Below are 19,905 nucleotides of genomic sequence, written 5' to 3'. Positions count from 1 at the left end.
GCTGAGGCGAACGGCCCGGACGATTCCGTACTCCGGACGGCCCCGCGCCGGATGCGAAGCCGCGGGGTTCGCGGTCGACTCGGGCCATGAGCAGCGAACCGCCGCCCGGCTCCGGTCAGCCGCCCCCGGAAGACGACCCGTTCAGGAAGCGGCCCCCGCAGCCCGAGGGCTCGGGTTCGCCGTACGGCGATCAGCCTCCGCCGTATGGCGATCAGCCTCCGCCGTACGGCGGCCAGCCCCCGCCGCCCTACGGCGGTGGCGGTGATCCGTACGGCGGGGGCGGGTATCCCACCGACCCGCTCGCCGGGATGCCGCCGCTCGCCGACAGCGGCAAGCGCACGCTGGCGCGGATCATCGACATGATCATCGTGGGCGTCGTCGTCTGGCTGCTCACCCTGGGATTCGGCGTCAGCGAGTACGACGTGGACACCGACAAGGTGGAATACGGCAAGTCCTTCGTGCAGTCGCTGGTCGCCGCCGTGCTCTTCATCGGCTACGACACCTTCCTGACCGCCAGGACGGGGCAGACGCTCGGCAAGAAGCTGCTCAACATGCGGGTGGCCAACCTCGACAACGGCGCCACACCCTCCGTGCAGACCTCGCTGATCCGGGCGGCGGTGCTGTGGATCCCGTTCGCGTTCTGCTGCGCCTGCATCTGGACCGTGATCTGCGGCGGCTGGAGCTACTTCGACAAGCCCTACAAGCAGGGCCTGCACGACAAGTCGGCGAAGACGGTGGTGGTCAGCACCGACAGCTGACGCAGGCCGGGATCGGGTCCGCGCGGTGCGTCAGGACTGGGTCAGGACTGGGTCAGGACGGGCTCTTCGGTCTGCTCCCGGGCGCCGGCGGGCTTGTGCCCCGTCACCACGCGGGACCTCTTCGGCATGGGCACCGTCATGGCGACCAGCAGCCCGAGCAGGAGAGCCGCCACGGCGATGACCGCGATCCCCGAGCCCGAACTGGTCTGTGACAGCAGCAGCATGGCGAGCGTCGAGAAGATCACGGTGCACAAACCGTAGGAGAGCTGTGCGGCAGTCGGACGAGGCATGATCATCGTGTCCTCGGAATCAGGGGTGCACGGGGGTTTCGGCCTGGCTTTCCGCCGACGTCCGGGCGTTCCGCCATCCGACTCTAACCGCGTGCATGCCCGAGGGGAACAAACAGTAAGCGTGACCTGACCAACAGTGCCGGTGCACGGGGGGCGCACGGAGTCATGGCGTCCAGCAAGTGGACGGCGGCACGCGCCCGTTGGCCGCAGGATTGTTGTCCGTAAAACGAACATCAACTCCGCATAGTGCACTTGACTTGTTCAAGTCAAGGTCTGTTTTTTCTGGTTAACCTCTAGTCAAATGTCGTCACTTGACTACACGCGTTGATCAGGCGCGCGCGGACCCTCCGAGACCAGGACCCTCCTTCCGCGCGCCCGGACGCGGGGGAGGAAGCAAGTGACCAGTAGACCCTGGACGTTCAGAGCGGCGGCAACCGCCGTCGCGCTCGCGACGGCAGCGGCGACGTTCTCGACCTTCGCGGTGGCTCAGGCCGACGAAGGCGCGGCGGCGCCGTCCGTGGAGCGGCACGACCCGGCGGACCACCCGCACGCCGACCACGACCTGGAAGGCCCCCTGAGCAAGACCCGGGAGGCGCAGCGCGAGGAAGCGCTGAACCAGGTCATATCCGGCAAGGCCAAGGTGAAGGACCGCGCCGGCTCGAAGGTCGTCGAGCTCAAGAGCAAGAAGGGCGACAGCAAGTACGTCGAGCTGGGCCGTGAGCAGACCGACAAGATATTCACGATCCTGGTCGAGTTCGGCGACCAGATCAGCGAGTTCGGCGGCACGCCCGGCCCGGCCCACAACCAGATAGCCGAGCCCGACCGCAAGAAGGACAACTCGACGGCCTGGCAGGCGGACTACAACCAGAAGCACTTCCAGGACCTCTACTTCGGCACCGGCAGCAAGACCGAGTCGCTGAAGAAGTACTACGAGAAGCAGTCCTCGGGCCGCTACTCGGTCGAGGGCGAGGTCACCGACTGGGTCAAGGTCCCGTACAACGAGGCCCGGTACGGCAACAACGCCTGCGGCCAGACCAACTGCTCCAGCGTCTGGAACGTCGTCAGCGACGGTCTGAACGCGTGGGTCGCCCAGCAGAAGGCAGCTGGGAAGACCGACGCCGAGATCAAGGCGGACGTCACGCGGTTCGACCAGTGGGACCGCAACGACTTCGACGGCGACGGCGACTTCAACGAAGCCGACGGCTACATCGACCACTTCCAGGTCGTGCACGCCGGTGAGGACGAGTCCGCGGGCGGCGGCGCGCAGGGCACCGACGCGATCTGGGCCCACCGCTGGTACGCGTTCGGCACCGACGCCGGCGCCACCGGCCCCGCGAACAACAAGCTGGGCGGCGCCCAGATCGGCTCCACCGGCATCTGGGTCGGCGACTACACCGTCCAGCCGGAGAACGGCGGCCTCGGCGTCTTCGCCCACGAGTACGGCCACGACCTCGGTCTGCCGGACCACTACGACACCGCCGGCGGCGAGAACTCCACCGGCTTCTGGACCCTGATGTCCTCCGGTTCCTGGCTCGGCACCGGCAAGAAGGAGATCGGTGACCTGCCCGGCGACATGACCGCCTGGGACAAGCTGCAGCTGGGCTGGCTGAACTACGACACGGCCAAGGCCGCGACGACGTCCGAGCACAAGCTGGGCCTCGCCGCGTACAACACCCGGCACAAGCAGGCCCTCGTGGTCGAGCTGCCCAAGAAGAGGGTCACCACGCCGATCGTGGAGCCGGCGCAGGGCGCCAACCAGTGGTGGAGCGGCAGCGGCGACAACCTCGCCAACACGCTGACCCGTTCCGTGGACCTCACGGGCAAGTCGGCGGCCTCGCTGACCCTCGACGGCTGGTACGACATCGAGGCCGAGTTCGACTACCTCTACACCGAGGTCTCGACCGACGGCGGCGCCAACTGGACGGCCGTCGACGGCACGGTCGACGGTGCGGCCCTCCCGAAGGACGCCAGCGGCAAGCCCGCGCTGACCGGCACGGTGGACGCCTACAAGAAGCTGGTCTTCCCGCTCGACGCCTACGCCGGCAAGAAGATCGACCTGCGCTTCCGCTACCAGACGGACGGCGGCGTGGCCCAGAAGGGCTTCGCGGCGGACCAGATCACCGTGACCGCCGACGGCACCGCGGTGTTCTCCGACAACGCCGAGAGCGCGGACGAGGCTTGGAAGACCAAGGGCTTCTCGCGCATCGGCGCGTCCATCACGGACGACTACGCGCAGTACTACATCGCCGAGAACCGTCAGTACGTGTCGTACGACAAGACCCTGAAGACGGGCCCGTACAACTTCGGCTTCTCGACGACCCGTCCGGACTGGGTGGAGCACTACGCCTACCAGAACGGCCTGTTGATCTGGAAGTGGGACACCTCCCAGGCGGACAACAACACCAGCACGCACCCCGGTGTCGGTCTGGTCCTCCCGGTGGACTCCCACCCGACCCCGCTGAAGTGGGCCGACGGCACGCTGATGCGCAACCGTATCCAGTCCTACGACGCGCCGTTCAGCCGCTTCCGTACGGACGGCATGACGCTGCACAACGCGGACGTCGCGAAGAAGATCCCGTCGCGTGCGGGGGTGCCGGTCTTCAACGACCGCACCAACACGTACTACGACGCGGCGACCCCCGCGGCGGGCGTCAAGATCACTGACACCAACACCAAGATCAAGATCATCAAGGAAGCCGAGAATGGCTCGACGATCACGGTCGAGGTCGGCCCTGCGGTGAAGTAATCCACGTTTTAGCAGGTCAGAGCGCTATCGGCGGCTACCCCCTGGCGGGGTGGCCGCCGGTCGTGTTTAGGTGCACCCTGTGCTTCCCTTATTGACACCGACTCGCACGGGGGTGTGACCGCATGGCCGCAGGAGGTTTCTGCAAGCTGCCGACCGGCAGCGTGGTGGTGGCGCTGGAACTGCCCAGACCCACCGCCGACGGCACGGGCTGCGTCCGTGTCCTCGTCCACGCCCAGAACCGCGCCCGAGCCCTGACCAGGCTCCGCAACCTGGGCATGCGAGCCGTCTACCTGAGGGGCAACGGCTCCCCACCGACCCCGGACGAGATCACGGCGGTCCTGCACCACCCGGACGGCCTGATATGGCGAACGGCCCCCGACAACGGTGTCCCCACGGGCTCGGATCTAGCCCAGGAGCTGTGGCACCCGATCAGAGCCCTCTTGAGAAGGCCCGCAACAACGCCCTAAAGGGGCGCGGGGAACTGCGCGACCAGCCACAACGGCGCCGCAGCCGCCCGTCGGCCTATCGCGGCACCCCGCAGAGCGCTCGGCGGCACCCCCGCGGAGCGCACGGCTACGCGACCACCGGCTTCCCGGACAGCTCGACCCCCGCCTCACGCAGCTCCTCCAGCGCCCGCTCGGTGGTCTCCGTGGCCACCCCCGCGGTCAGATCCAGCAGCACCTGCGTACGGAAACCCTCCCGCGCCGCATCCAGCGCGGTGGCCCGCACACAGTGGTCCGTGGCGATGCCCACCACGTCCACCTCCGCGACCGCCCTGGCCCGCAGCCAGTCGGCCAGCTTCACCCCGTTCTCGTCGGCCCCCTCGAACCCGCTGTACGCCGCCGAGTACGCCCCCTTGTCGAACACGGCGTCGACCGCGCCGGAGGCGACCGCGGGGGCGAAGTTCGGGTGGAAGCCGACGCCCTCCGTGCCCGCGACGCAATGCGCCGGCCAGGAGTGGGCGAAGTCGGGGTTCGTGGAGAAGTGGCCGCCGGGTGCGATGTGGTGGTCGCGGGTGGCTACGACGTGCTGGTAGCCGGACCCGGCCGCCTGCCCGATCAGCTCGGTGACGGCGGCGGCCACGTCGGCACCGCCGGCCACCGCGAGGCTGCCTCCCTCGCAGAAGTCGTTCTGCACGTCTACGACGATCAAGGCGCGGCGCATGGTCGGTGTCCTTCGGTTATGGACGCTGAGGTCGGGACGGTGAAAGCGTGCGGGCCCGGCCGTGAACTTACGAGCCTAGAGACTTCGCGTCGGTGGCGGGAGGGGGCATGGGGTGAGCGCGCCGGGCGCATTCGCTTCACGACCCCGTCTGGCTACCCGAGCGCCCGTTGACATACTCCGTCGGGATGACAGGTTCCCCGCGCGAGAGCTGCGTCGCGGACAGCGGCAGGTTCGCGCGGGCGGCCACGTGCCGGTCCCGTACGACGTCCAGCGGCTCGCGCGCCACGACGTCACCGCCCTTGACCAGCTCGACCAGCAGCTGCCGTTCGGCGAGCTCCGCAGGAACCGCCCCCGTGCCGACGACCTCGGCCTCCACGACGCCGTACTCGTCGAGGCGCCGAGCCGCCCACTTGCGTCCGCCGATGGAGGTCTTGCCACCGCTCGACTTCTTCGCCACCGGCACCAGCGGGGCCCCCGGGTCCGCGGACTCGGCACGGGCGACCAGCTTGTAGACCATCGAGCAGGTCGGATGCCCGGACCCGGTCACCAGCTGGGTGCCGACGCCGTACGCGTCCACCGGCGCCGCCGCCAGCGAGGCGATGGCGTACTCGTCCAGGTCGGAGGTCACGATGATCCTCGTGTCCGTCGCGCCCAGCTCGTCCAGCTGCTGCCGCACCCGGTGCGCGACCAGCAGCAGGTCGCCCGAGTCGATCCGGACGGCGCCCAGCTCGGGCCCGGCGACCTCCACGGCCGTACGGACCGCCTCGGCGACGTCGTAGGTGTCCACCAGCAGCGTGGTGCCGCGGCCCATGGAGTCCACCTGGGCCTGGAAGGCGTCCCGCTCGCGGTCGTGCAGGAGGGTGAAGGCGTGGGCGCTGGTGCCGACGGTGGGGATGCCGTAGCGGAAACCGGCGGCCAGGTCCGAGGTCGAGGCGAAGCCGCCGACGTAGGCGGCGCGCGAGGCGGCGACGGCGGCCAGCTCGTGGGTGCGCCGGGCGCCCATCTCGATGAGCGGGCGGTCACCGGCGGCCGACGCCATGCGGGAGGCGGCCGCGGCGATCGCGGAGTCGTGGTTGAGGATGGAGAGGATCACCGTCTCCAGCAGCACGCACTCGGCGAAGGTCCCCTCGACCCGCATGATCGGCGAGCCCGGGAAGTAGACCTCGCCCTCGGGGTAGCCCCAGATGTCGCCGGAGAAGTGGTAGCCGGCGAGCCACTTCAGGGTCTCCTCGTCGACGATCTTCCGTTCGCGCAGGAAGCCGAGGACGTCCGCGTCGAAGCGGAAGTTCTCGACGGCGTCCAGCACGCGGCCGGTGCCCGCTACGACGCCGTAGCGCCGCCCGTTGGGCAGTCGGCGGGTGAAGACCTCGAAGACCGACCGTCGCTCGGCGGTGCCCGCCTTCAGGGCGGCCTGCAGCATCGTCAGCTCGTACTGGTCCGTGAAGAGCGCCGTCGAGGGAACGTCCACCGGCAGCCCAAGGTCCGCTGTGTTCATGGCAAGGGATCGTACCCCCATCTCGTCAGTTTGACGATTTGGTCCTGGGGTTCGCCGAGGATTTGTGCGACCACCCCCCTCCGGTGGCAGCATGGGCTGTGTGACGTCACCCGCTCCCGTAGAGATCGAACGCACCGAGTCGGCGGAGGAAGTGTTCGCCGTACCTGAGCCCGACGTCCCCTGGGTCACGATCGTCCACAACGACCCGGTCAACCTCATGAGCTATGTGACGTACGTCTTCCAGTCGTACTTCGGCTATCCCAAGGACAAGGCCACCAAGCTCATGCTCGACGTCCACCACAAGGGCCGGGCGGTCGTCTCCAGCGGTACCCGCGAGGAGATGGAACGCGACGTGCAGGCCATGCACGGCTACGGCCTGTGGGCCACCCTTCAGCATGACCGCAAATGACCTCCCGCCCGCAGGACCGGAAGTAGCGAATCGTCTCCATGCCAGGAACCTTCGAACCGCTCCCCGGCGGCGGCGCGGCCGTCGCCCTCGACGACGTCGAGATCTCCATCATCCGCTCGCTTGCCGTGCAGCTCCTGGAGCTCATCGGCCCCGGCCCCGGCGAGGACGCCTCCGACGACCCGCTCGCCGAGCTCTTCGCCGAGGGCCCGAGCGAACCGCCCGCCGACCCGGTCCTCAAGCGCCTGTTCCCGGACGCCTACAGCGACCCCGAGGGCACCCCGCAGGCCAAGGAGGCCGAGGAGCAGCGGGCGTACTCCGCCGAGTTCCGCCGCTACACCGAGAACGACCTGCGGGCCGGCAAGCGTGCGGGCGCGCTCGCGGTGGTCCGCTCCCTGGACGCGCTCAGCACCGCCTCCGCCGGAGAGGGCGGGGCGGTGCTCAAGCTCTCCGTCGAGGAGTCGCAGCAATGGCTCGGCGCTCTCAACGACCTGCGTCTGGCCATCGGCTCCCGGCTGGACATCGCCGACGAGGACGACACCGAGCTGCTCTACCGGCTCCCGGACGAGGATCCGCGCAAGCCGATGGTGATGGCGTATCTGTGGCTGGGCGGGCTCCAGGAGACGCTGGTCGCGACGCTGATGCCGTAAGTCGTGCCCCTCTCCTGCGAACTCGTGCCCCTTTTCCTGACCATCTGTGATGGTTTTGTGTTCGCTCAGCGGACGCTCAAATCCGGATAACGATCGCGTCACCGCCGCCGCCCGCTCTGCGGGTGGCGGTGTTGTTTGTCCGGTTCTTCCTGTGCGATGCGCCACATGTCCTGGGCCCGATCACTGTTGCGGCCGTGATAAATCTTCACGACGCCCGACGAGCACCACCCAAATGTTCGGCCGGGTGCGCCACGTGGCCGACGGATCGTCGGCCGGGCAGAGCTCCAGCAATCCGGGGGGATCGAGACCCGATCCGAGGCCGACGAAGGCCCGGGTCGGCATGGAGAAAGGCGCACTACACATGACCTCTGCGAAGGTCACTGACGAGAAGGTCACGGGTGCCCCGGAAGAGGGGTACGAGCGAGGCCTGGGCAGCCGTCAGGTCCAGATGATCGCGATCGGCGGCGCCATCGGCGTCGGGCTGTTCATGGGCGCCGGAGCGAACATCGCCAAGGCCGGCCCCAGCATCATCCTCATGTACGCCCTCGCGGGCGTCGTCATCTTCTTCATCATGCGGGCCCTGGGCGAACTGCTCCTCTACCGGCCCGTCTCCGGCTCCTTCGCCGAGTACGCCCGCGAGTTCCTCGGCCCGTTCTTCGGGTTCGTCACGGGCTGGACGTACTGGCTCATGTGGGTGGTCACCGGCATGGCCGAGCTCACGGCCGCCGCGATCTACATCCACTTCTGGTTCCCCGAGATCCCGCAGTGGGTCAGCGCCCTCGTGTTCCTGGTGGTGCTCTTCGGCGTCAACCTGATCTCCGTCAAGATCTTCGGCGAGGTCGAGTTCTGGTTCTCGATGATCAAGGTCACGGCCATCATCGGCATGATCGTCATCGGCCTCGGCGTGCTCACCCTCGGTTTCTCCGATGCCGGTGACACCGCCACCGTCTCCAACCTCTGGTCGCACGGCGGCTTCTTCCCGAACGGCATCGGCTCCAGCCTGATGACCCTCCAGGGCGTCATGTTCGCCTACCTCGCCGTCGAGCTCGTCGGCGTCACCGCGGGCGAGTCCGAGGACCCCGAGAAGACCCTGCCCAAGGCCATCAACACCCTGCCCTGGCGCATCATCGTCTTCTACGTCGGTGCGCTGCTGGTGATCCTCTCCGTCGTCAAGTGGACCGAGTTCTCCGCCGGTGAGAGCCCGTTCGTGCACGCCTTCGGCAAGATTGGCATCCCGCTCGCCGCGGGCATCGTCAACTTCGTGGTGCTCACCGCAGCCCTGTCGTCCTGCAACTCGGGCATGTACTCGACCGGCCGGATGCTGCGCGACCTCGCCTCCAACAGCGAGGCCCCGCAGGCCTTCGGCAGGCTCACCGCCCGCAAGACGCCCGCCATCGGCATCGCGGTCTCCGTGGCGCTCATGGGCATCGGCGTCGTCCTGAACTACGTCGTCCCGGAGAAGGCGTTCCAGTACGTCACCTCCGTCGCCACCGCGGCAGGCATCTGGACCTGGATGATGATCCTCGTCAGCCACATCCGCTACCGCGCCGCGGTCGACGCGGGACGGCTGCGCGCCTCGTCCTTCCCCGCTCCCGGCGGAGCGCTGTTCAGCTGGGTCGCGCTCCTCTTCCTCATCGGCGTGACCTTCATGATCGCGTACGACAAGGACGCGCGGATCTGCCTGTACGTCGCGGCCGGCTGGGCTGTGGCCCTGGGCATCGGGTGGGCGATCCTCAAGAGGCGCAATCCGCAGATCGCTGCGCGCGGTGGCGATGAGCCCGAGCTCGAAAAGGTCGGCTAGTCGCTTCGCTGAAGGAGCCCGTGAGGTGATTGCCGCGGATGGCCGTCGCTCGTCTGCGGCTCCGTCGTGGCTGGTCGCGCAGTTCCCCGCGCCCCTTGCGGCGCTGCCGAGCAGCCTTTCCTAGGACGTCCCGCCACTCGGGAGCACTCGTGGCGCTCCCGGTGGCTGCCGCTCAGGGCGTCCGGCATATGGGCCGCTTCGTACCAACCCTCGGTACGGAGCGGCCCCTCTGCTTATCCTGACCGTCATGCTGACCATCACCCAGGCCCTCGTCGATCAGATCGTCGCCCATGCGCGCAAGGACCACCCCGACGAGGCGTGCGGCGTCGTCGCGGGGCCGGCCGGCTCGGACCGCCCCGAGCGCTTCATCCCCATGCTGAACGCGGCGATGTCGCCCACGTTCTACGAGTTCGACTCCGGCGATCTGCTCAAGCTCTACCGCGAGATGGACGACCGCGACGAGGAGCCGGTGGTCATCTACCACTCCCACACCGCGACCGAGGCCTACCCCTCGCGCACCGACATCTCCTACGCCAACGAGCCCGGCGCGCACTACGTCCTCGTCTCCACCGCCGACACCGACGGCCTCGGCGACTTCCAGTTCCGCTCGTTCCGGATCGTGGAAGGCGAGGTCACGGAGGAGGAGGTCACGGTGGTGGAGGCGTACTGATCTCGCCATTCAGTCAGAATTCATCCAGTATGCGAGATCACACTCCTGGGCGCTGACCGGGAATCGATACGATGACCCCATGGTTCTGAACGACGTGAGCGACAAGGCGCCGAGCGTACTGCTCGTGGCGCGGCTGCACGTCGACCTGTGCAGGCTGAACAGCGCCATCTGTTGACGTTCCCTGCCGCCGTACGGCTGTGAGCCGCGGCGTGCCGTCGTGCGCCCACTGACCCCTTAACTCCCGACAGGAGCCCGCAACCATGGCCATCGAGGTCCGCATCCCCACCATCCTCCGCACCTACACCGACGGTCAGAAGGCGGTGGAGGGCAGCGGTGACACCCTCGCCGAGCTGTTCACCGACCTCGAGACCCGGCACGCGGGCATCCAGGCCCGCATCGTGGACGGCGGCGAACTGCGCCGCTTCGTCAACGTCTACCTGAACGACGAGGACGTCCGCTTCCTCGAAGGCATCAACACCAAGCTCGCCGACGGCGACAACGTCACGATCCTGCCGGCCGTGGCCGGCGGTATGGCCTGATCCACATGCGCTACGACTCCCCGCTCGCCGCGGTGGGCAACACCCCTCTGGTGCGCCTGCCGCGGTTGTCGCCGTCCGAGGACGTCCGCATCTGGGCCAAGCTGGAGGACCGCAACCCCACCGGCTCGGTCAAGGACCGCCCCGCCCTGCACATGATCGAGCAGGCGGAGAAGGACGGCCGCCTCACCCCGGGCTGCACGATCCTGGAGCCGACCAGCGGCAACACCGGTATCTCCCTGGCGATGGCGGCGAAGCTCAAGGGCTACCGCATCGTGTGCGTGATGCCCGAGAACACCTCGCAGGAGCGCCGGGACCTGCTCGCCATGTGGGGTGCGGAGATCATCTCCAGCCCGGCCGCGGGCGGCTCCAACACCGCCGTACGGGTCGCCAAGGAGCTGTCGGCCGAGCACCCCGACTGGGTGATGCTCTACCAGTACGGCAACCCGGACAACGCGGGCGCCCACTACGCCACGACCGGCCCGGAGATCCTCGCCGACCTCCCCTCGGTCACCCACTTCGTCGCCGGACTCGGCACCACCGGCACCCTGATGGGCGTCGGCCGCTACCTGCGCGAGCAGAAGCCGGACGTGAAGATCGTCGCGGCCGAACCGCGCTACGACGACCTGGTCTACGGCCTGCGCAACCTCGACGAGGGCTTCGTCCCCGAGCTGTACGACGCCTCCGTCCTGACCACCCGCTTCTCCGTCGGCTCGGCCGACGCGGTCACCCGCACCCGTGAACTCCTCCAGCAGGAGGGCATCTTCGCGGGCATCTCCACGGGCGCCGCACTGCACGCCGCGATCGGCGTCGGCAAGAAGGCGCTGAACGCGGGCGAGTCCGCCGACATCGTGTTCGTCGTGGCCGACGGCGGCTGGAAGTACCTCTCGACCGGCGTCTACACGGCGGCGACGACCGAAGAGGCCATCGAGACGGTCCAGGGGCAGCTCTGGGCATGAGCCGGTCCGCCGGCTCCGGGTCCGCGAGGCCCTCGGGCGAGTGACGGCGCCCTACGCGAGGTGACGGACCTGGTCCCATACGACCGGGTCCATCACCCCCACCCGCCGCCGGAAGTCCGACACCGGTACGTCCCGCAGCTCACCCGTCTCCAGAAAACTCGCCCGCCCCCGCGTGTCCCCGACCGCACCCGGCGGCAGCGGGATCACGCCGTACCGCTCGTCCCGGTACTTGCTGGTGATCTTGGCGACGGTTACGCGCTGCCCCCGCACCGCGAGCACCAGACACGGCCGGTCCTTCGCGCCGGGCCCGTCCTCGTACGGCACGTTCGCCCACCAGATCTCCGCGGGCTCGGGACGCGTCGACGTGCGCCCCCGAGTACGCCCCTCGGATCGCCCCGGCGGCCGGGTGCGCCGCCCCTGCGGCCGCCGTCCGCGCCCCCACCCGTCGACGAGCGTGGCGACCAGTGCGAGCAGTATCACGGCCGCGAGCGCGAGCCACCAGGACGTGTCCATACGCACGAAGGTACCGGCGCGCGCCCACCCCTGCGCGCCTTCTCTCCTGCCTCATACTCCCCGCGTCCAGCCGAACGCGTGACACCACAGGTGAGTTCGCCCACAACCGACCTTGGCGGAGGAGCGACCGGAGGTTTTGCGCCTTACGCTCGACGAACCGCACGACCCCCGACGCCCCATTCCCGATCTTCTGGATTCTCTGGTTTCCAGCCAGCGGAGGTTTCTGTTTCATGAAGCTCACCGTCGTCGGCTGCTCGGGGTCGTTCCCGTCCGCGGAATCGGCCTGCTCGAGCTACCTCGTCGAGGCCGACGGCTTCCGGTTGCTTCTCGACATGGGCAACGGTGCCCTTGGCGAGCTGCAGCGCCACTGCGGTCTCTACGACCTCGACGCGATTTTCCTCAGCCACCTGCACGCCGACCACTGCATCGACATGTGCGCGTACTTCGTCGCGCGCTATTACCGGCACGACGGCGGCCGCTGCGACCCGATCCCGGTCTACGGACCCGAGGGCACGGAACAGCGTCTGACCACCGCCTACGCCGACACCCCCACCGCCTCGTCCATGAGCGAGGTCTTCGACTTCCACACCGTCAAGCCGTCCACCTTCGAGATCGGCCCGTTCCTGGTGCACACGGAGCGCGTGGCCCATCCGGTGGAGGCGTACGGCATCCGCATCGAGCACGGTGGAAAGACCCTGACCTACTCCGGCGACTCGGGCATCAGCACGTCCCTGGACGAACTCGCCCGCGACGCCGACCTGTTCCTGTGCGAGGCCGCCTTCACGCACGGCAAGGAGAACATCCCCGACCTGCACCTCAACGGCCGCGAGGCGGGCCAGACAGCGGCCCGCGCGAACGCCCGCCGCCTGGTCCTCACCCACATCCCCCCGTGGACCGACCCCCAGGTCAACCTGGCCGACGCGCGCGCGGAGTACGACGGTCCGGTGGAGCTGGCGGTGCCGAGGTTGTCGTACGAGATCTAGCGGCCGGCCGAGAAACAGCCCGTACGGGGTTCAGGCCCGTATGTGCACGAAGGCCCCGGGACCTTTTCGGTTCCGGGGCCTTCGTCATGTCGTGGAGCGGTGGGGGCTCACGCCTTGGTGAGGTCCTCGATCTCCTCCTCGGGCTCGCGACCCGGGGTGGGGAGGTTCCACTTGGTGATGGCGAAGCGGAAGACGGAGTAGTAGATCGCGGCGAAGACCAGGCCGACGGGGATGATCATCCAAGGCTTGGTGGCAAGTCCCCAGTTGAGGAAGTAGTCGATCGCGCCCGCCGAGAAGCTGAAGCCGTGATGGACGCCCAGGGCCCAGGTGACGGCCATCGAGAGGGCGGTCAGCAGGGCGTGGATGACGTACAGCACGGGCGCGATGAACATGAACGCGAACTCGATCGGCTCGGTGATGCCGGTGACGAACGAGGTCAGCGCGAGCGAGAGCATCATGCCGCCGACGGCCTTGCGGCGCTCGGGGCGGGCGGTGTGCGTGATGGCGAGGGCGGCGGCCGGGAGGGCGAACATCATGATCGGGAAGAAGCCGGTCATGAACTGGCCGGCGGTCGGGTCGCCGTGGAAGAAGCGCGGCAGGTCACCGTGCCAGACGGCACCGGCGGAGTCCTTGAAGGAGCCGATCTCCTGCCAGGCCACCGTGTTGACGAACTGGTGCATGCCGACCGGCAGCAGCGCGCGGTTGATGGCACCGAAGATGGCCGCGCCGACAGCGCCGAGACCGGTCATCCACTCGCCGAAGCTGGTGATCACGTCACCGATGGGCTCCCAGACCAGGCCGAAGAAGACACCGACAGCGGTGCCGATGAAGGCCATCAGGATCGGGACCAGGCGGCGCCCGTTGAAGAAGCCCAGCCAGTCGGGGAGCTTGGTGCGGTGGAAGCGCTGCCAGGTGACCGCGGCGATCAGGCCCATGACGATGCCGCCGAGGACCTTGGGGTCGTTGTAGGTGGCGGCGACGTCCGCACCCTTGGTTATCTTCGCCTCGGTGATCGGGAACGCGGTCAGCACGTTCTTGTAGACCAGGAAGCCGACCAGCGCCGCCAGCGCGGTGGAGCCGTCGGCCTTCTTGGCGAAGCCGATGGCGATGCCGACGCAGAACAGCAGCGGCAGATTGGCGAACACGGCGTCACCGGCCGTCATGAAGACGGCCGCGACCTTGTTCCAGCCGAGACCGTCCTTGCCGAACACATCGGCCTGGCCGAGGCGCAGCAGGATGCCCGCCGCCGGCAGCACGGCGATCGGCAGCTGCAGGCTGCGGCCGACCTTCTGCAGGCCCTGGACAAGACCGGATCCCCACTTCTTCGTGGGGGCCGCCGATGCGGTGGCGGTGCTCATAGACTTCCTCCATCGGGTGGTGGTCTACACCACTCAGTGGTGTAGACCTGTTGTAGCACGATGAAGGTGAGATAAGGAACCCGCGATTCCCGCGGGATTTCCGGGTCAACTCGGGCCGTAACTCCTCAGCCCTTTGTGACGTCCTCGACCTCGTCCTCCGGCTCCCTGCCCGGGGTCTTCAGATCGAACTTCGTGATCGCGAAACGGAAGATCGCGTAATACACGAAGGCAAAGCAGAGGCCGATCGGAATGATCGCCCAGGGTTTCGTCGCCAGGTTCCAGTTGATGATGTAGTCGATCAGTCCGGCGGAGAAGCTGAAGCCGTCGTGGACCCCGAGCCCCCATGTCACCGCCATGGACACGCCCGTGAGCAGCGCGTGCACCGCGTACAGGAGCGGGGCGATGAAGAGGAACGAGTACTCGATCGGCTCGGTGATGCCGGTGACGAACGACGTCAGCGCCACCGACAGCATCAGACCGCCGACCTCTTTGCGGCGGTGCGGCTTGGCGCAGTGGGTCATCGCGAGGGCCGCCGCAGGCAGGGCGAACATCATGATCGGGAAGAAGCCGGAGGTGAACTGGCCGGCGGTCGGGTCCCCTTCGAGGAACATGTTGATGTCGCCGTGCACCACCTCGCCGTCCGGCTTGGTGTAGCTGCCGAACTGGAACCAGATGGGCACGTTCAGGAACTGATGGAGCCCGATGACCAGCAGCGCGCGGTTCGCGACACCGAACACACCCGCACCCCAGGCGCCCAGGTCGCTCATCCAGTCGCTGAAGCTCTCCAGTGCGTCACCGATCGGCGGCCAGACCCACAGGCACAGCACCGCGAACGCGATCGCCACGAACGCCATGAGGATCGGGACGAGGCGGCGCCCGTTGAAGAAGCCGAGCCAGTCCACCAGCTTCGTCCGGTGGTAGCGCTGCCAGAACCAGGCCGCCAGCAGGCCGATGACGATGCCGCCGAAGACGCCCGGGTTCTGGTACTCGAAGACGGTCACCGACCCGTCCTGCACCTGACAGCCGACGTTCGGGACCGCCGTCGAGCCCCCCGGACAGTCCTCCGGGAACTCGCGCAGCACGCTGTAGTAGACGAGGAACCCCGTCACCGCCGCCAACGCCGTCGAACCGTCCGCCTTCTTCGCCATGCCGATGGCCACACCGACGCAGAACAGCAGGGGCAGCCCGAGTGAGCTGTCGAGCAGCGCGCCGCCCGCGCCGTCCATCACCCTGGAGACGTTGTCCCAGCCCAGGCCGTCCGCGCCGAACATGTCGGGCTGCCCCAGCCGGTTGAGGATGCCGGCGGCCGGTAGTACGGCGATGGGGAGCTGCAGGCTGCGGCCCATCTTCTGCAGGCCCTGGAACGCCGTCTGCCACCGCCTGCGTGCGGGGGAGGTCTCGGTCTCGGCATTCATGGGTTGGCGACCGCCTGTCAGGTGGTGTAGACCAGTTACCGGCGATTGGGTTGCTGTGACGTCATCCTTCGGCACTCACCACGCAACCGCTCGTAAAGTTGGGCCAACAGTGCGTGAGGAGAACGAAATGGCCACCAAGGCTGAGAAGATCGTCGCCGGGCTCGGCGGCATCGACAACATCGAGGAGATCGAGGGCTGCATCACCCGGCTCCGCACCGAGGTCAGCGACCCCGCGCTGGTCAACGAGACCGCCCTGAAGGCCGCCGGCGCCCACGGCGTCGTGAAGATGGGCACGGCCATCCAGGTCGTCATCGGCACCGACGCCGACCCGATCGCGGCGGAGATCGAAGACATGATGTGAAGCCGCGGGATCATCCCGGGCTTCACCCCCTGAGAGACTTCCGTCTCCACCGGCTTGACCCTTGAGGGCCCCTTCCCACCGCGGGAGGGGCCCCTCCATATGTGCGGCTAGGCTCACGCCATGTCCTCATTGCCTCGAATCGACGGCCGTACCCCCGACCAGCTCCGCCCGGTCACCATCGAACGCGCCTGGAGCAAGCACGCGGAGGGCTCCGTCCTCGTCTCCTTCGGCGACACGAAGGTCCTGTGCACCGCCTCCTTCACCGAGGGCGTCCCGCGCTGGCGCAAGGGCAGTGGCGAAGGCTGGGTCACCGCGGAGTACGCCATGCTGCCCCGCGCCACCAACACCCGCGGCGACCGCGAGTCCGTCCGGGGCAAGATCGGCGGCCGTACGCACGAGATCAGCCGCCTCATCGGCCGTTCCCTGCGCGCGGTCATCGACTACAAGGCGCTCGGCGAGAACATGATCGTCCTCGACTGCGACGTCCTCCAGGCCGACGGCGGCACGCGCACGGCGGCCATCACCGGCGCCTACGTCGCCCTCGCCGACGCCGTCTCCTGGGCCCAGGGCCGCAAGCTGATCAAGCCCGGCCGCAAGCCGCTCACCGGCACGGTCAGCGCCGTCTCGGTCGGCATCGTCGGCGGCGTCCCGCTCCTCGACCTGCGCTACGAGGAGGACGTGAAGGCCGACACCGACATGAACGTCGTCTGCACCGGCGACGGCCGCTTCGTCGAGGTCCAGGGCACCGCCGAGGCCGAGCCCTTCGCCCGCGAGGAGCTCAACTCCCTTCTGGACCTTGCCGTTTCCGGTTGTGGGGAGCTGGCCGAACTCCAGCGCAAGGCGCTTGATACGGTCTTCGAAAAGTAAAGGGCACGCCAAGAACCAGTCGCAGCTTCGGGCAACCGCGCCGCCTTCCCCGGCGTCACTAGGGGTACGGGCGTACGGCACACCGCTGTACGCCCGGCCAACGCACACGGGGGCCTGCGAGGCCTGAGGCAGGGAGGGAACGTCAACCATGGCCACGAGCCGACGCCGCCGGAGCCGTACCGCCAAAGCCGCCGCAGCCATCGCGGCAGTCGGGCTGACGGCCGGGCTGACCACCGGCTGTGACGCCGTCAGCAAGGCGATGGACTGCGTCCAGACCGCCGACGCCATAGCCGACAGCGTCACGGAACTCCAGCAGGCCGTGGAGAGCGCCGCGAACGACCCTACGCAGCTGGAGGAGTCGCTGACCTCCATCGACAAGAACCTCGACAAGATCGGTGACAAGACGGACAACGCCGACGTCAACAAGGCCGTGGACGACCTCCAGACGGCCGTCACCAACGTCCGCGACGCCGTCAAGAACGGTGACGAGACGCCGGACATCAGCCCGGTGACGGAGGCGGCGGGCGAGCTGACGAAGGTCTGTACGCCGTAACGCTGGGCTGGCTGGGCGGGTTCTACTCGTCTGCCGGGTTCTGTGGGTGGTCGGCTGCGGGTTCGTCGTGGCTGGTCGCGCCCACGCGGCGGAGCCGCATATCGACACAGCCCCGCGCCCCTTTCGGGGCGCGCCCGAGGGGGCGTCAAGAGGTAAGGGGTCCACGGGATACTGGTCCCCATGACCCGTCTCATCCTCGCCACCCGTAACGCCGGGAAGATCACCGAGCTCAGGGCGATCCTCGCCGACGCAGGTCTGTCTCATGACCTCGTCGGTGCGGACGCCTACCCGGATATCCCCGACGTCAAGGAAACCGGCGTCACCTTCGCTGAGAACGCACTGCTGAAGGCGCATGCCCTGGCCCAGGCCACCGGTCTGCCCGCCGTCGCCGACGACTCGGGACTGTGCGTCGACGTCCTGAACGGCGCGCCCGGCATCTTCTCGGCCCGCTGGGCCGGCCGGCACGGTGACGACAAGGCCAACCTGGACCTGCTGCTGGCCCAGCTGGGCGACATCGACGACGTCCACCGCGGCGCCCACTTCGCCTGCGCTGCTGCACTTGCCCTGCCGGACGGCACGGAGCGGGTCGTCGAGGGTCAGTTGAGGGGGACGCTGCGCCACGCGCCGGTCGGCACGAACGGCTTCGGGTACGACCCGATCCTTCAGCCGGAGGGTGAGACGCGGACGTGCGCCGAGCTGGACCCCGCGGAGAAGAACGCGATCAGCCACCGGGGCAAGGCGTTCCGGGCGCTCGTGCCGGTCGTACGAGAGCTGCTCGCGCCGTAGCGGGAGCAGCTCGGGAAGAAGACGGTGCGGCCGGAGGGACTCGAACCCTCACGGGTGTTACCCCACTGGGACCTAAACCCAGCGTGACTGCCAATTCCACCACGGCCGCGTGACCTTGCCCGGCCATGCTACTGGCCGGGCCGGGTGGTCAGATGCCCAGATCCTTGATGATCTTCGCCACGTGGCCGGTCGCCCGCACGTTGTACAGCGCCCGCTCGACCTTGCCCTCCTCGTCCACGACCACCGTGGAGCGGATGACGCCGAGATACGTCTTGCCGTAGTTCTTCTTCTCGCCCCAGGCGCCGTACGCCTCCAGGACCGCCTTGTCCTCGTCCGCGACCAGCGTGATCTTCAGGGACTCCTGGTCCCGGAACTTGGCGAGCTTCGCCGGCTTGTCGGGGGAGATCCCGATGACGTCGTACCCGGCGCCGGCCAGCAGCTCCAGGTTGTCCGTGAAGTCGCAGGCCTGCTTGGTGCAGCCGGGCGTCAGGGCGGCCGGGTAGAAGTAGACGATGACCTTGCGGCCCTTGTGGTCCGACAGGGACACCTCGTTGCCGTCGGCGTCGGGCAGGGTGAAGGCGGGGGCCACGTCCCCCGGCTGGAGTCGCTCGCTCATCGGACCAGCCTAACCGGGGAGCCTGACGGTGCGGTTCGGCGAGGAGCTGACAGACTGTCCGGATACAGCATCAGCTTCACTTCGGAGGCCGTACGGTGGCGGACACGTCGGACACCAGAACCCCGGCGCAGATCGAGGCGGACATCAGCGCCCGCCGCGCAGCGCTGGCCGAGACGCTCGACGAGATCGGGGTGCGGGTGCACCCGAAGACGATCGTCGGCGACGCCAAGGCCAAGGTCGTGTCGAACATCGACCACACGCTCGGACGGGCCTACGTCGGGGTCAACCGGGCCGTGACCGATGTCAAGGCCAAGTTCACCCACGACGACGGGGCGCCCCGCCTCGAGCGGATCGTGCCCGTCGCGCTCGTCGCCGTCGGCCTCGTGGGGCTGCTCGCGCTCGGCACCCGGCGCCGCAAGGGCTGAGTGACGGCGGACCCGGCGGCGTACGGACGCGGCAAAGGCAGGTAGGTTCAGGGCGTGAGCGCCAACAGAAACGAGCACAGCACCCACCACGACAAGCTGCCCATCCGGATGCTGCACGACCGAGTACTCGTGCGGCAGGACACCGGTGAGGGCGAGCGTCGTTCGGGCGGCGGCATCCTGATCCCCGCCACGGCGGCCGTGGGCCGTCGGCTGGCCTGGGCCGAGGTCGTCGCGGTGGGGCAGAACGTACGGACCGTCGAGGTGGGCGACCGGGTGCTGTACGACCCGGAGGACCGTGCCGAGGTCGAGGTGCGCGGGGTCGCGTATGTGCTCATGCGTGAGCGTGATCTGCACGCCGTCGCCGCCGACCGGTTCGAGGGCTCGGAGGACTCGACGGGGCTCTACCTCTGAACCTCTGAATCGACCGTCCGAAAACGGCTGGTGACCATGGTCACCAGCCCTTTCGTCATTCTTTTGCTACTTTTGAAAGGACCCCGACGAGACGCGCCGTACCGGGTGAAGGCAAAGACGACGCACCGCCAGGTTTCCGTCT

At 68.3% G+C, this 19,905-nt stretch carries 24 protein-coding genes, 1 tRNA gene and 1 riboswitch; of the genes, 17 read left to right on the top strand and 8 right to left on the bottom strand.

Annotated elements, in window-relative coordinates; genetic code table 11:
- Positions 1–86 precede the first annotated feature (86 nt).
- Positions 87–758, top strand: a complete 672-nt coding sequence (locus ACIA8X_RS07360; RefSeq protein WP_393457274.1) for an RDD family protein — start codon at positions 87–89, stop codon at positions 756–758.
- 41 nt (positions 759–799) lie between these two features.
- Here ACIA8X_RS07360 and ACIA8X_RS07355 read toward each other — a convergent pair whose 3' ends face one another.
- Positions 800–1,054, bottom strand: a complete 255-nt coding sequence (locus ACIA8X_RS07355; RefSeq protein ID WP_393457277.1) for a hypothetical protein — start codon at positions 1,052–1,054, stop codon at positions 800–802.
- A 391-nt stretch (positions 1,055–1,445) separates the two neighbouring features.
- Between ACIA8X_RS07355 and ACIA8X_RS07350 the strand changes: the two genes are divergently transcribed.
- Together ACIA8X_RS07350 and ACIA8X_RS07345 are read left to right on the top strand one after the other, a co-directional pair.
- Entirely contained in the window at positions 1,446–3,794 is a 2,349-nt protein-coding gene (locus ACIA8X_RS07350) for an immune inhibitor A domain-containing protein (RefSeq protein ID WP_393457280.1), read from the top strand.
- Between the two features lie 122 nt (positions 3,795–3,916).
- Positions 3,917–4,261 carry a hypothetical protein gene (locus tag ACIA8X_RS07345; protein WP_399457948.1) on the top strand — a complete coding sequence of 115 codons (345 nt, stop codon included), beginning with the start codon at positions 3,917–3,919 and terminating at the stop codon, positions 4,259–4,261.
- 106 nt (positions 4,262–4,367) lie between these two features.
- On the opposite strand, the gene ACIA8X_RS07340 is transcribed toward ACIA8X_RS07345, so the two are convergent.
- The gene (locus tag ACIA8X_RS07340; RefSeq protein WP_393457286.1) at positions 4,368–4,958 is read right to left on the bottom strand and encodes an isochorismatase family protein; all 591 of its coding nucleotides are present in this window, start codon (positions 4,956–4,958) and stop codon (positions 4,368–4,370) included.
- A gap of 136 nt (positions 4,959–5,094) precedes the next feature.
- A complete protein-coding gene (locus ACIA8X_RS07335) occupies positions 5,095–6,453 on the bottom strand; it encodes a nicotinate phosphoribosyltransferase (protein WP_393457289.1) in 1,359 nt (452 codons plus the stop codon).
- A 91-nt stretch (positions 6,454–6,544) separates the two neighbouring features.
- On the opposite strand from ACIA8X_RS07335, the gene clpS reads away from it, so the two are divergent.
- From clpS to ACIA8X_RS07300, 7 genes are all read left to right on the top strand, one after another.
- On the top strand, positions 6,545–6,862 hold the full coding sequence (clpS, locus tag ACIA8X_RS07330; RefSeq protein WP_393457292.1) for an ATP-dependent Clp protease adapter ClpS: 318 nt from the start codon (positions 6,545–6,547) through the stop codon (positions 6,860–6,862).
- A gap of 38 nt (positions 6,863–6,900) precedes the next feature.
- Positions 6,901–7,509 carry a DUF2017 domain-containing protein gene (locus ACIA8X_RS07325; RefSeq protein WP_393457295.1) on the top strand — a complete coding sequence of 203 codons (609 nt, stop codon included), beginning with the start codon at positions 6,901–6,903 and terminating at the stop codon, positions 7,507–7,509.
- A gap of 361 nt (positions 7,510–7,870) precedes the next feature.
- Positions 7,871–9,310, top strand: coding sequence for an amino acid permease (locus tag ACIA8X_RS07320; RefSeq protein WP_393457298.1), 1,440 nt, complete (start codon positions 7,871–7,873; stop codon positions 9,308–9,310).
- 247 nt (positions 9,311–9,557) lie between these two features.
- Positions 9,558–9,980 (top strand): Mov34/MPN/PAD-1 family protein, encoded by a 423-nt coding sequence (locus ACIA8X_RS07315; RefSeq protein ID WP_393457301.1) that lies wholly within the window; start codon positions 9,558–9,560, stop codon positions 9,978–9,980.
- Between the two features lie 79 nt (positions 9,981–10,059).
- Complete coding sequence (locus tag ACIA8X_RS07310) at positions 10,060–10,155, top strand: putative leader peptide (protein WP_311737150.1); 96 nt, start codon at positions 10,060–10,062, stop codon at positions 10,153–10,155.
- 85 nt (positions 10,156–10,240) lie between these two features.
- Positions 10,241–10,519: a MoaD/ThiS family protein gene (locus ACIA8X_RS07305; protein WP_093908163.1), complete on the top strand. Its 279-nt coding sequence runs from the start codon at positions 10,241–10,243 to the stop codon at positions 10,517–10,519.
- Between the two features lie 5 nt (positions 10,520–10,524).
- A complete protein-coding gene (locus ACIA8X_RS07300; protein ID WP_393457305.1) occupies positions 10,525–11,475 on the top strand; it encodes a PLP-dependent cysteine synthase family protein in 951 nt (316 codons plus the stop codon).
- Positions 11,476–11,526: 51 nt separating this feature from the next.
- Here ACIA8X_RS07300 and ACIA8X_RS07295 read toward each other — a convergent pair whose 3' ends face one another.
- Positions 11,527–11,988 (bottom strand): type II toxin-antitoxin system PemK/MazF family toxin, encoded by a 462-nt coding sequence (locus ACIA8X_RS07295; protein ID WP_399457947.1) that lies wholly within the window; start codon positions 11,986–11,988, stop codon positions 11,527–11,529.
- Between the two features lie 230 nt (positions 11,989–12,218).
- Here ACIA8X_RS07295 and ACIA8X_RS07290 point away from each other — a divergent pair, with 230 nt between their 5' ends.
- On the top strand, positions 12,219–12,971 hold the full coding sequence (locus ACIA8X_RS07290) for an MBL fold metallo-hydrolase (protein ID WP_393457311.1): 753 nt from the start codon (positions 12,219–12,221) through the stop codon (positions 12,969–12,971).
- A 107-nt stretch (positions 12,972–13,078) separates the two neighbouring features.
- On the opposite strand, the gene ACIA8X_RS07285 is transcribed toward ACIA8X_RS07290, so the two are convergent.
- Both ACIA8X_RS07285 and ACIA8X_RS07280 read right to left on the bottom strand, forming a co-directional pair.
- Positions 13,079–14,329: a PTS transporter subunit EIIC gene (locus ACIA8X_RS07285; protein WP_393457314.1), complete on the bottom strand. Its 1,251-nt coding sequence runs from the start codon at positions 14,327–14,329 to the stop codon at positions 13,079–13,081.
- A 125-nt stretch (positions 14,330–14,454) separates the two neighbouring features.
- The gene (locus ACIA8X_RS07280) at positions 14,455–15,744 is read right to left on the bottom strand and encodes a PTS transporter subunit EIIC (RefSeq protein WP_393457317.1); all 1,290 of its coding nucleotides are present in this window, start codon (positions 15,742–15,744) and stop codon (positions 14,455–14,457) included.
- Positions 15,745–15,871: 127 nt separating this feature from the next.
- Between ACIA8X_RS07280 and ACIA8X_RS07275 the strand changes: the two genes are divergently transcribed.
- From ACIA8X_RS07275 to rdgB, 4 genes are all read left to right on the top strand, one after another.
- Complete coding sequence (locus ACIA8X_RS07275; RefSeq protein WP_048583244.1) at positions 15,872–16,105, top strand: glucose PTS transporter subunit EIIB; 234 nt, start codon at positions 15,872–15,874, stop codon at positions 16,103–16,105.
- A gap of 129 nt (positions 16,106–16,234) precedes the next feature.
- Complete coding sequence (gene rph / locus ACIA8X_RS07270) at positions 16,235–16,972, top strand: ribonuclease PH (protein WP_393457642.1); 738 nt, start codon at positions 16,235–16,237, stop codon at positions 16,970–16,972.
- A 148-nt stretch (positions 16,973–17,120) separates the two neighbouring features.
- A complete protein-coding gene (locus tag ACIA8X_RS07265; RefSeq protein WP_399457946.1) occupies positions 17,121–17,525 on the top strand; it encodes a hypothetical protein in 405 nt (134 codons plus the stop codon).
- A 180-nt stretch (positions 17,526–17,705) separates the two neighbouring features.
- The gene (gene rdgB, locus ACIA8X_RS07260) at positions 17,706–18,311 is read left to right on the top strand and encodes an RdgB/HAM1 family non-canonical purine NTP pyrophosphatase (protein WP_393457323.1); all 606 of its coding nucleotides are present in this window, start codon (positions 17,706–17,708) and stop codon (positions 18,309–18,311) included.
- Positions 18,312–18,336: 25 nt separating this feature from the next.
- Here rdgB and ACIA8X_RS07255 read toward each other — a convergent pair.
- Both ACIA8X_RS07255 and bcp read right to left on the bottom strand, forming a co-directional pair.
- Positions 18,337–18,420 (bottom strand) — tRNA-Leu (locus tag ACIA8X_RS07255).
- A gap of 39 nt (positions 18,421–18,459) precedes the next feature.
- Positions 18,460–18,927 carry a thioredoxin-dependent thiol peroxidase gene (gene bcp, locus ACIA8X_RS07250; RefSeq protein ID WP_393457326.1) on the bottom strand — a complete coding sequence of 156 codons (468 nt, stop codon included), beginning with the start codon at positions 18,925–18,927 and terminating at the stop codon, positions 18,460–18,462.
- 95 nt (positions 18,928–19,022) lie between these two features.
- On the opposite strand from bcp, the gene ACIA8X_RS07245 reads away from it, so the two are divergent.
- Positions 19,023–19,352: a DUF3618 domain-containing protein gene (locus ACIA8X_RS07245; protein WP_393457329.1), complete on the top strand. Its 330-nt coding sequence runs from the start codon at positions 19,023–19,025 to the stop codon at positions 19,350–19,352.
- Between the two features lie 54 nt (positions 19,353–19,406).
- Positions 19,407–19,763, top strand: a complete 357-nt coding sequence (locus ACIA8X_RS07240) for a co-chaperone GroES (RefSeq protein ID WP_093908173.1) — start codon at positions 19,407–19,409, stop codon at positions 19,761–19,763.
- Between the two features lie 55 nt (positions 19,764–19,818).
- A riboswitch (guanidine-III (ykkC-III) riboswitch) is annotated at positions 19,819–19,890 on the top strand.
- The last annotated feature ends 15 nt before the right edge of the window (positions 19,891–19,905 follow it).

It is taken from the genome of Streptomyces sp. NPDC051738 (assembly GCF_044453205.1).
Taxonomy (GTDB): domain Bacteria; phylum Actinomycetota; class Actinomycetes; order Streptomycetales; family Streptomycetaceae; genus Streptomyces.
Note: the sequence above shows the minus strand (reverse complement) of the source record. Positions and strands in the feature narration are given on the sequence as shown.

What these genes read in the sequence shown, in the direction of transcription:
- ACIA8X_RS07360 (WP_393457274.1), top strand. Translation starts at nt 87, where the DNA reads ATGAGCAGCGAACCGCCGCCCGGCTCCGGTCAGCCGCCCCCGGAAGAC.
- ACIA8X_RS07355 (WP_393457277.1), bottom strand. Translation starts at nt 1,054, where the DNA reads ATGATCATGCCTCGTCCGACTGCCGCACAGCTCTCCTACGGTTTGTGC.
- ACIA8X_RS07335 (WP_393457289.1), bottom strand. Translation starts at nt 6,453, where the DNA reads ATGAACACAGCGGACCTTGGGCTGCCGGTGGACGTTCCCTCGACGGCG.
- ACIA8X_RS07345 (WP_399457948.1), top strand. Translation starts at nt 3,917, where the DNA reads ATGGCCGCAGGAGGTTTCTGCAAGCTGCCGACCGGCAGCGTGGTGGTG.
- rdgB (WP_393457323.1), top strand. Translation starts at nt 17,706, where the DNA reads ATGACCCGTCTCATCCTCGCCACCCGTAACGCCGGGAAGATCACCGAG.
- ACIA8X_RS07325 (WP_393457295.1), top strand. Translation starts at nt 6,901, where the DNA reads ATGCCAGGAACCTTCGAACCGCTCCCCGGCGGCGGCGCGGCCGTCGCC.
- ACIA8X_RS07340 (WP_393457286.1), bottom strand. Translation starts at nt 4,958, where the DNA reads ATGCGCCGCGCCTTGATCGTCGTAGACGTGCAGAACGACTTCTGCGAG.
- ACIA8X_RS07305 (WP_093908163.1), top strand. Translation starts at nt 10,241, where the DNA reads ATGGCCATCGAGGTCCGCATCCCCACCATCCTCCGCACCTACACCGAC.
- ACIA8X_RS07320 (WP_393457298.1), top strand. Translation starts at nt 7,871, where the DNA reads ATGACCTCTGCGAAGGTCACTGACGAGAAGGTCACGGGTGCCCCGGAA.
- ACIA8X_RS07290 (WP_393457311.1), top strand. Translation starts at nt 12,219, where the DNA reads ATGAAGCTCACCGTCGTCGGCTGCTCGGGGTCGTTCCCGTCCGCGGAA.
- ACIA8X_RS07295 (WP_399457947.1), bottom strand. Translation starts at nt 11,988, where the DNA reads ATGGACACGTCCTGGTGGCTCGCGCTCGCGGCCGTGATACTGCTCGCA.
- ACIA8X_RS07315 (WP_393457301.1), top strand. Translation starts at nt 9,558, where the DNA reads ATGCTGACCATCACCCAGGCCCTCGTCGATCAGATCGTCGCCCATGCG.
- ACIA8X_RS07285 (WP_393457314.1), bottom strand. Translation starts at nt 14,329, where the DNA reads ATGAGCACCGCCACCGCATCGGCGGCCCCCACGAAGAAGTGGGGATCC.
- bcp (WP_393457326.1), bottom strand. Translation starts at nt 18,927, where the DNA reads ATGAGCGAGCGACTCCAGCCGGGGGACGTGGCCCCCGCCTTCACCCTG.
- ACIA8X_RS07300 (WP_393457305.1), top strand. Translation starts at nt 10,525, where the DNA reads ATGCGCTACGACTCCCCGCTCGCCGCGGTGGGCAACACCCCTCTGGTG.
- ACIA8X_RS07265 (WP_399457946.1), top strand. Translation starts at nt 17,121, where the DNA reads ATGGCCACGAGCCGACGCCGCCGGAGCCGTACCGCCAAAGCCGCCGCA.
- ACIA8X_RS07310 (WP_311737150.1), top strand. Translation starts at nt 10,060, where the DNA reads ATGGTTCTGAACGACGTGAGCGACAAGGCGCCGAGCGTACTGCTCGTG.
- ACIA8X_RS07280 (WP_393457317.1), bottom strand. Translation starts at nt 15,744, where the DNA reads ATGAATGCCGAGACCGAGACCTCCCCCGCACGCAGGCGGTGGCAGACG.
- clpS (WP_393457292.1), top strand. Translation starts at nt 6,545, where the DNA reads ATGGGCTGTGTGACGTCACCCGCTCCCGTAGAGATCGAACGCACCGAG.
- ACIA8X_RS07275 (WP_048583244.1), top strand. Translation starts at nt 15,872, where the DNA reads ATGGCCACCAAGGCTGAGAAGATCGTCGCCGGGCTCGGCGGCATCGAC.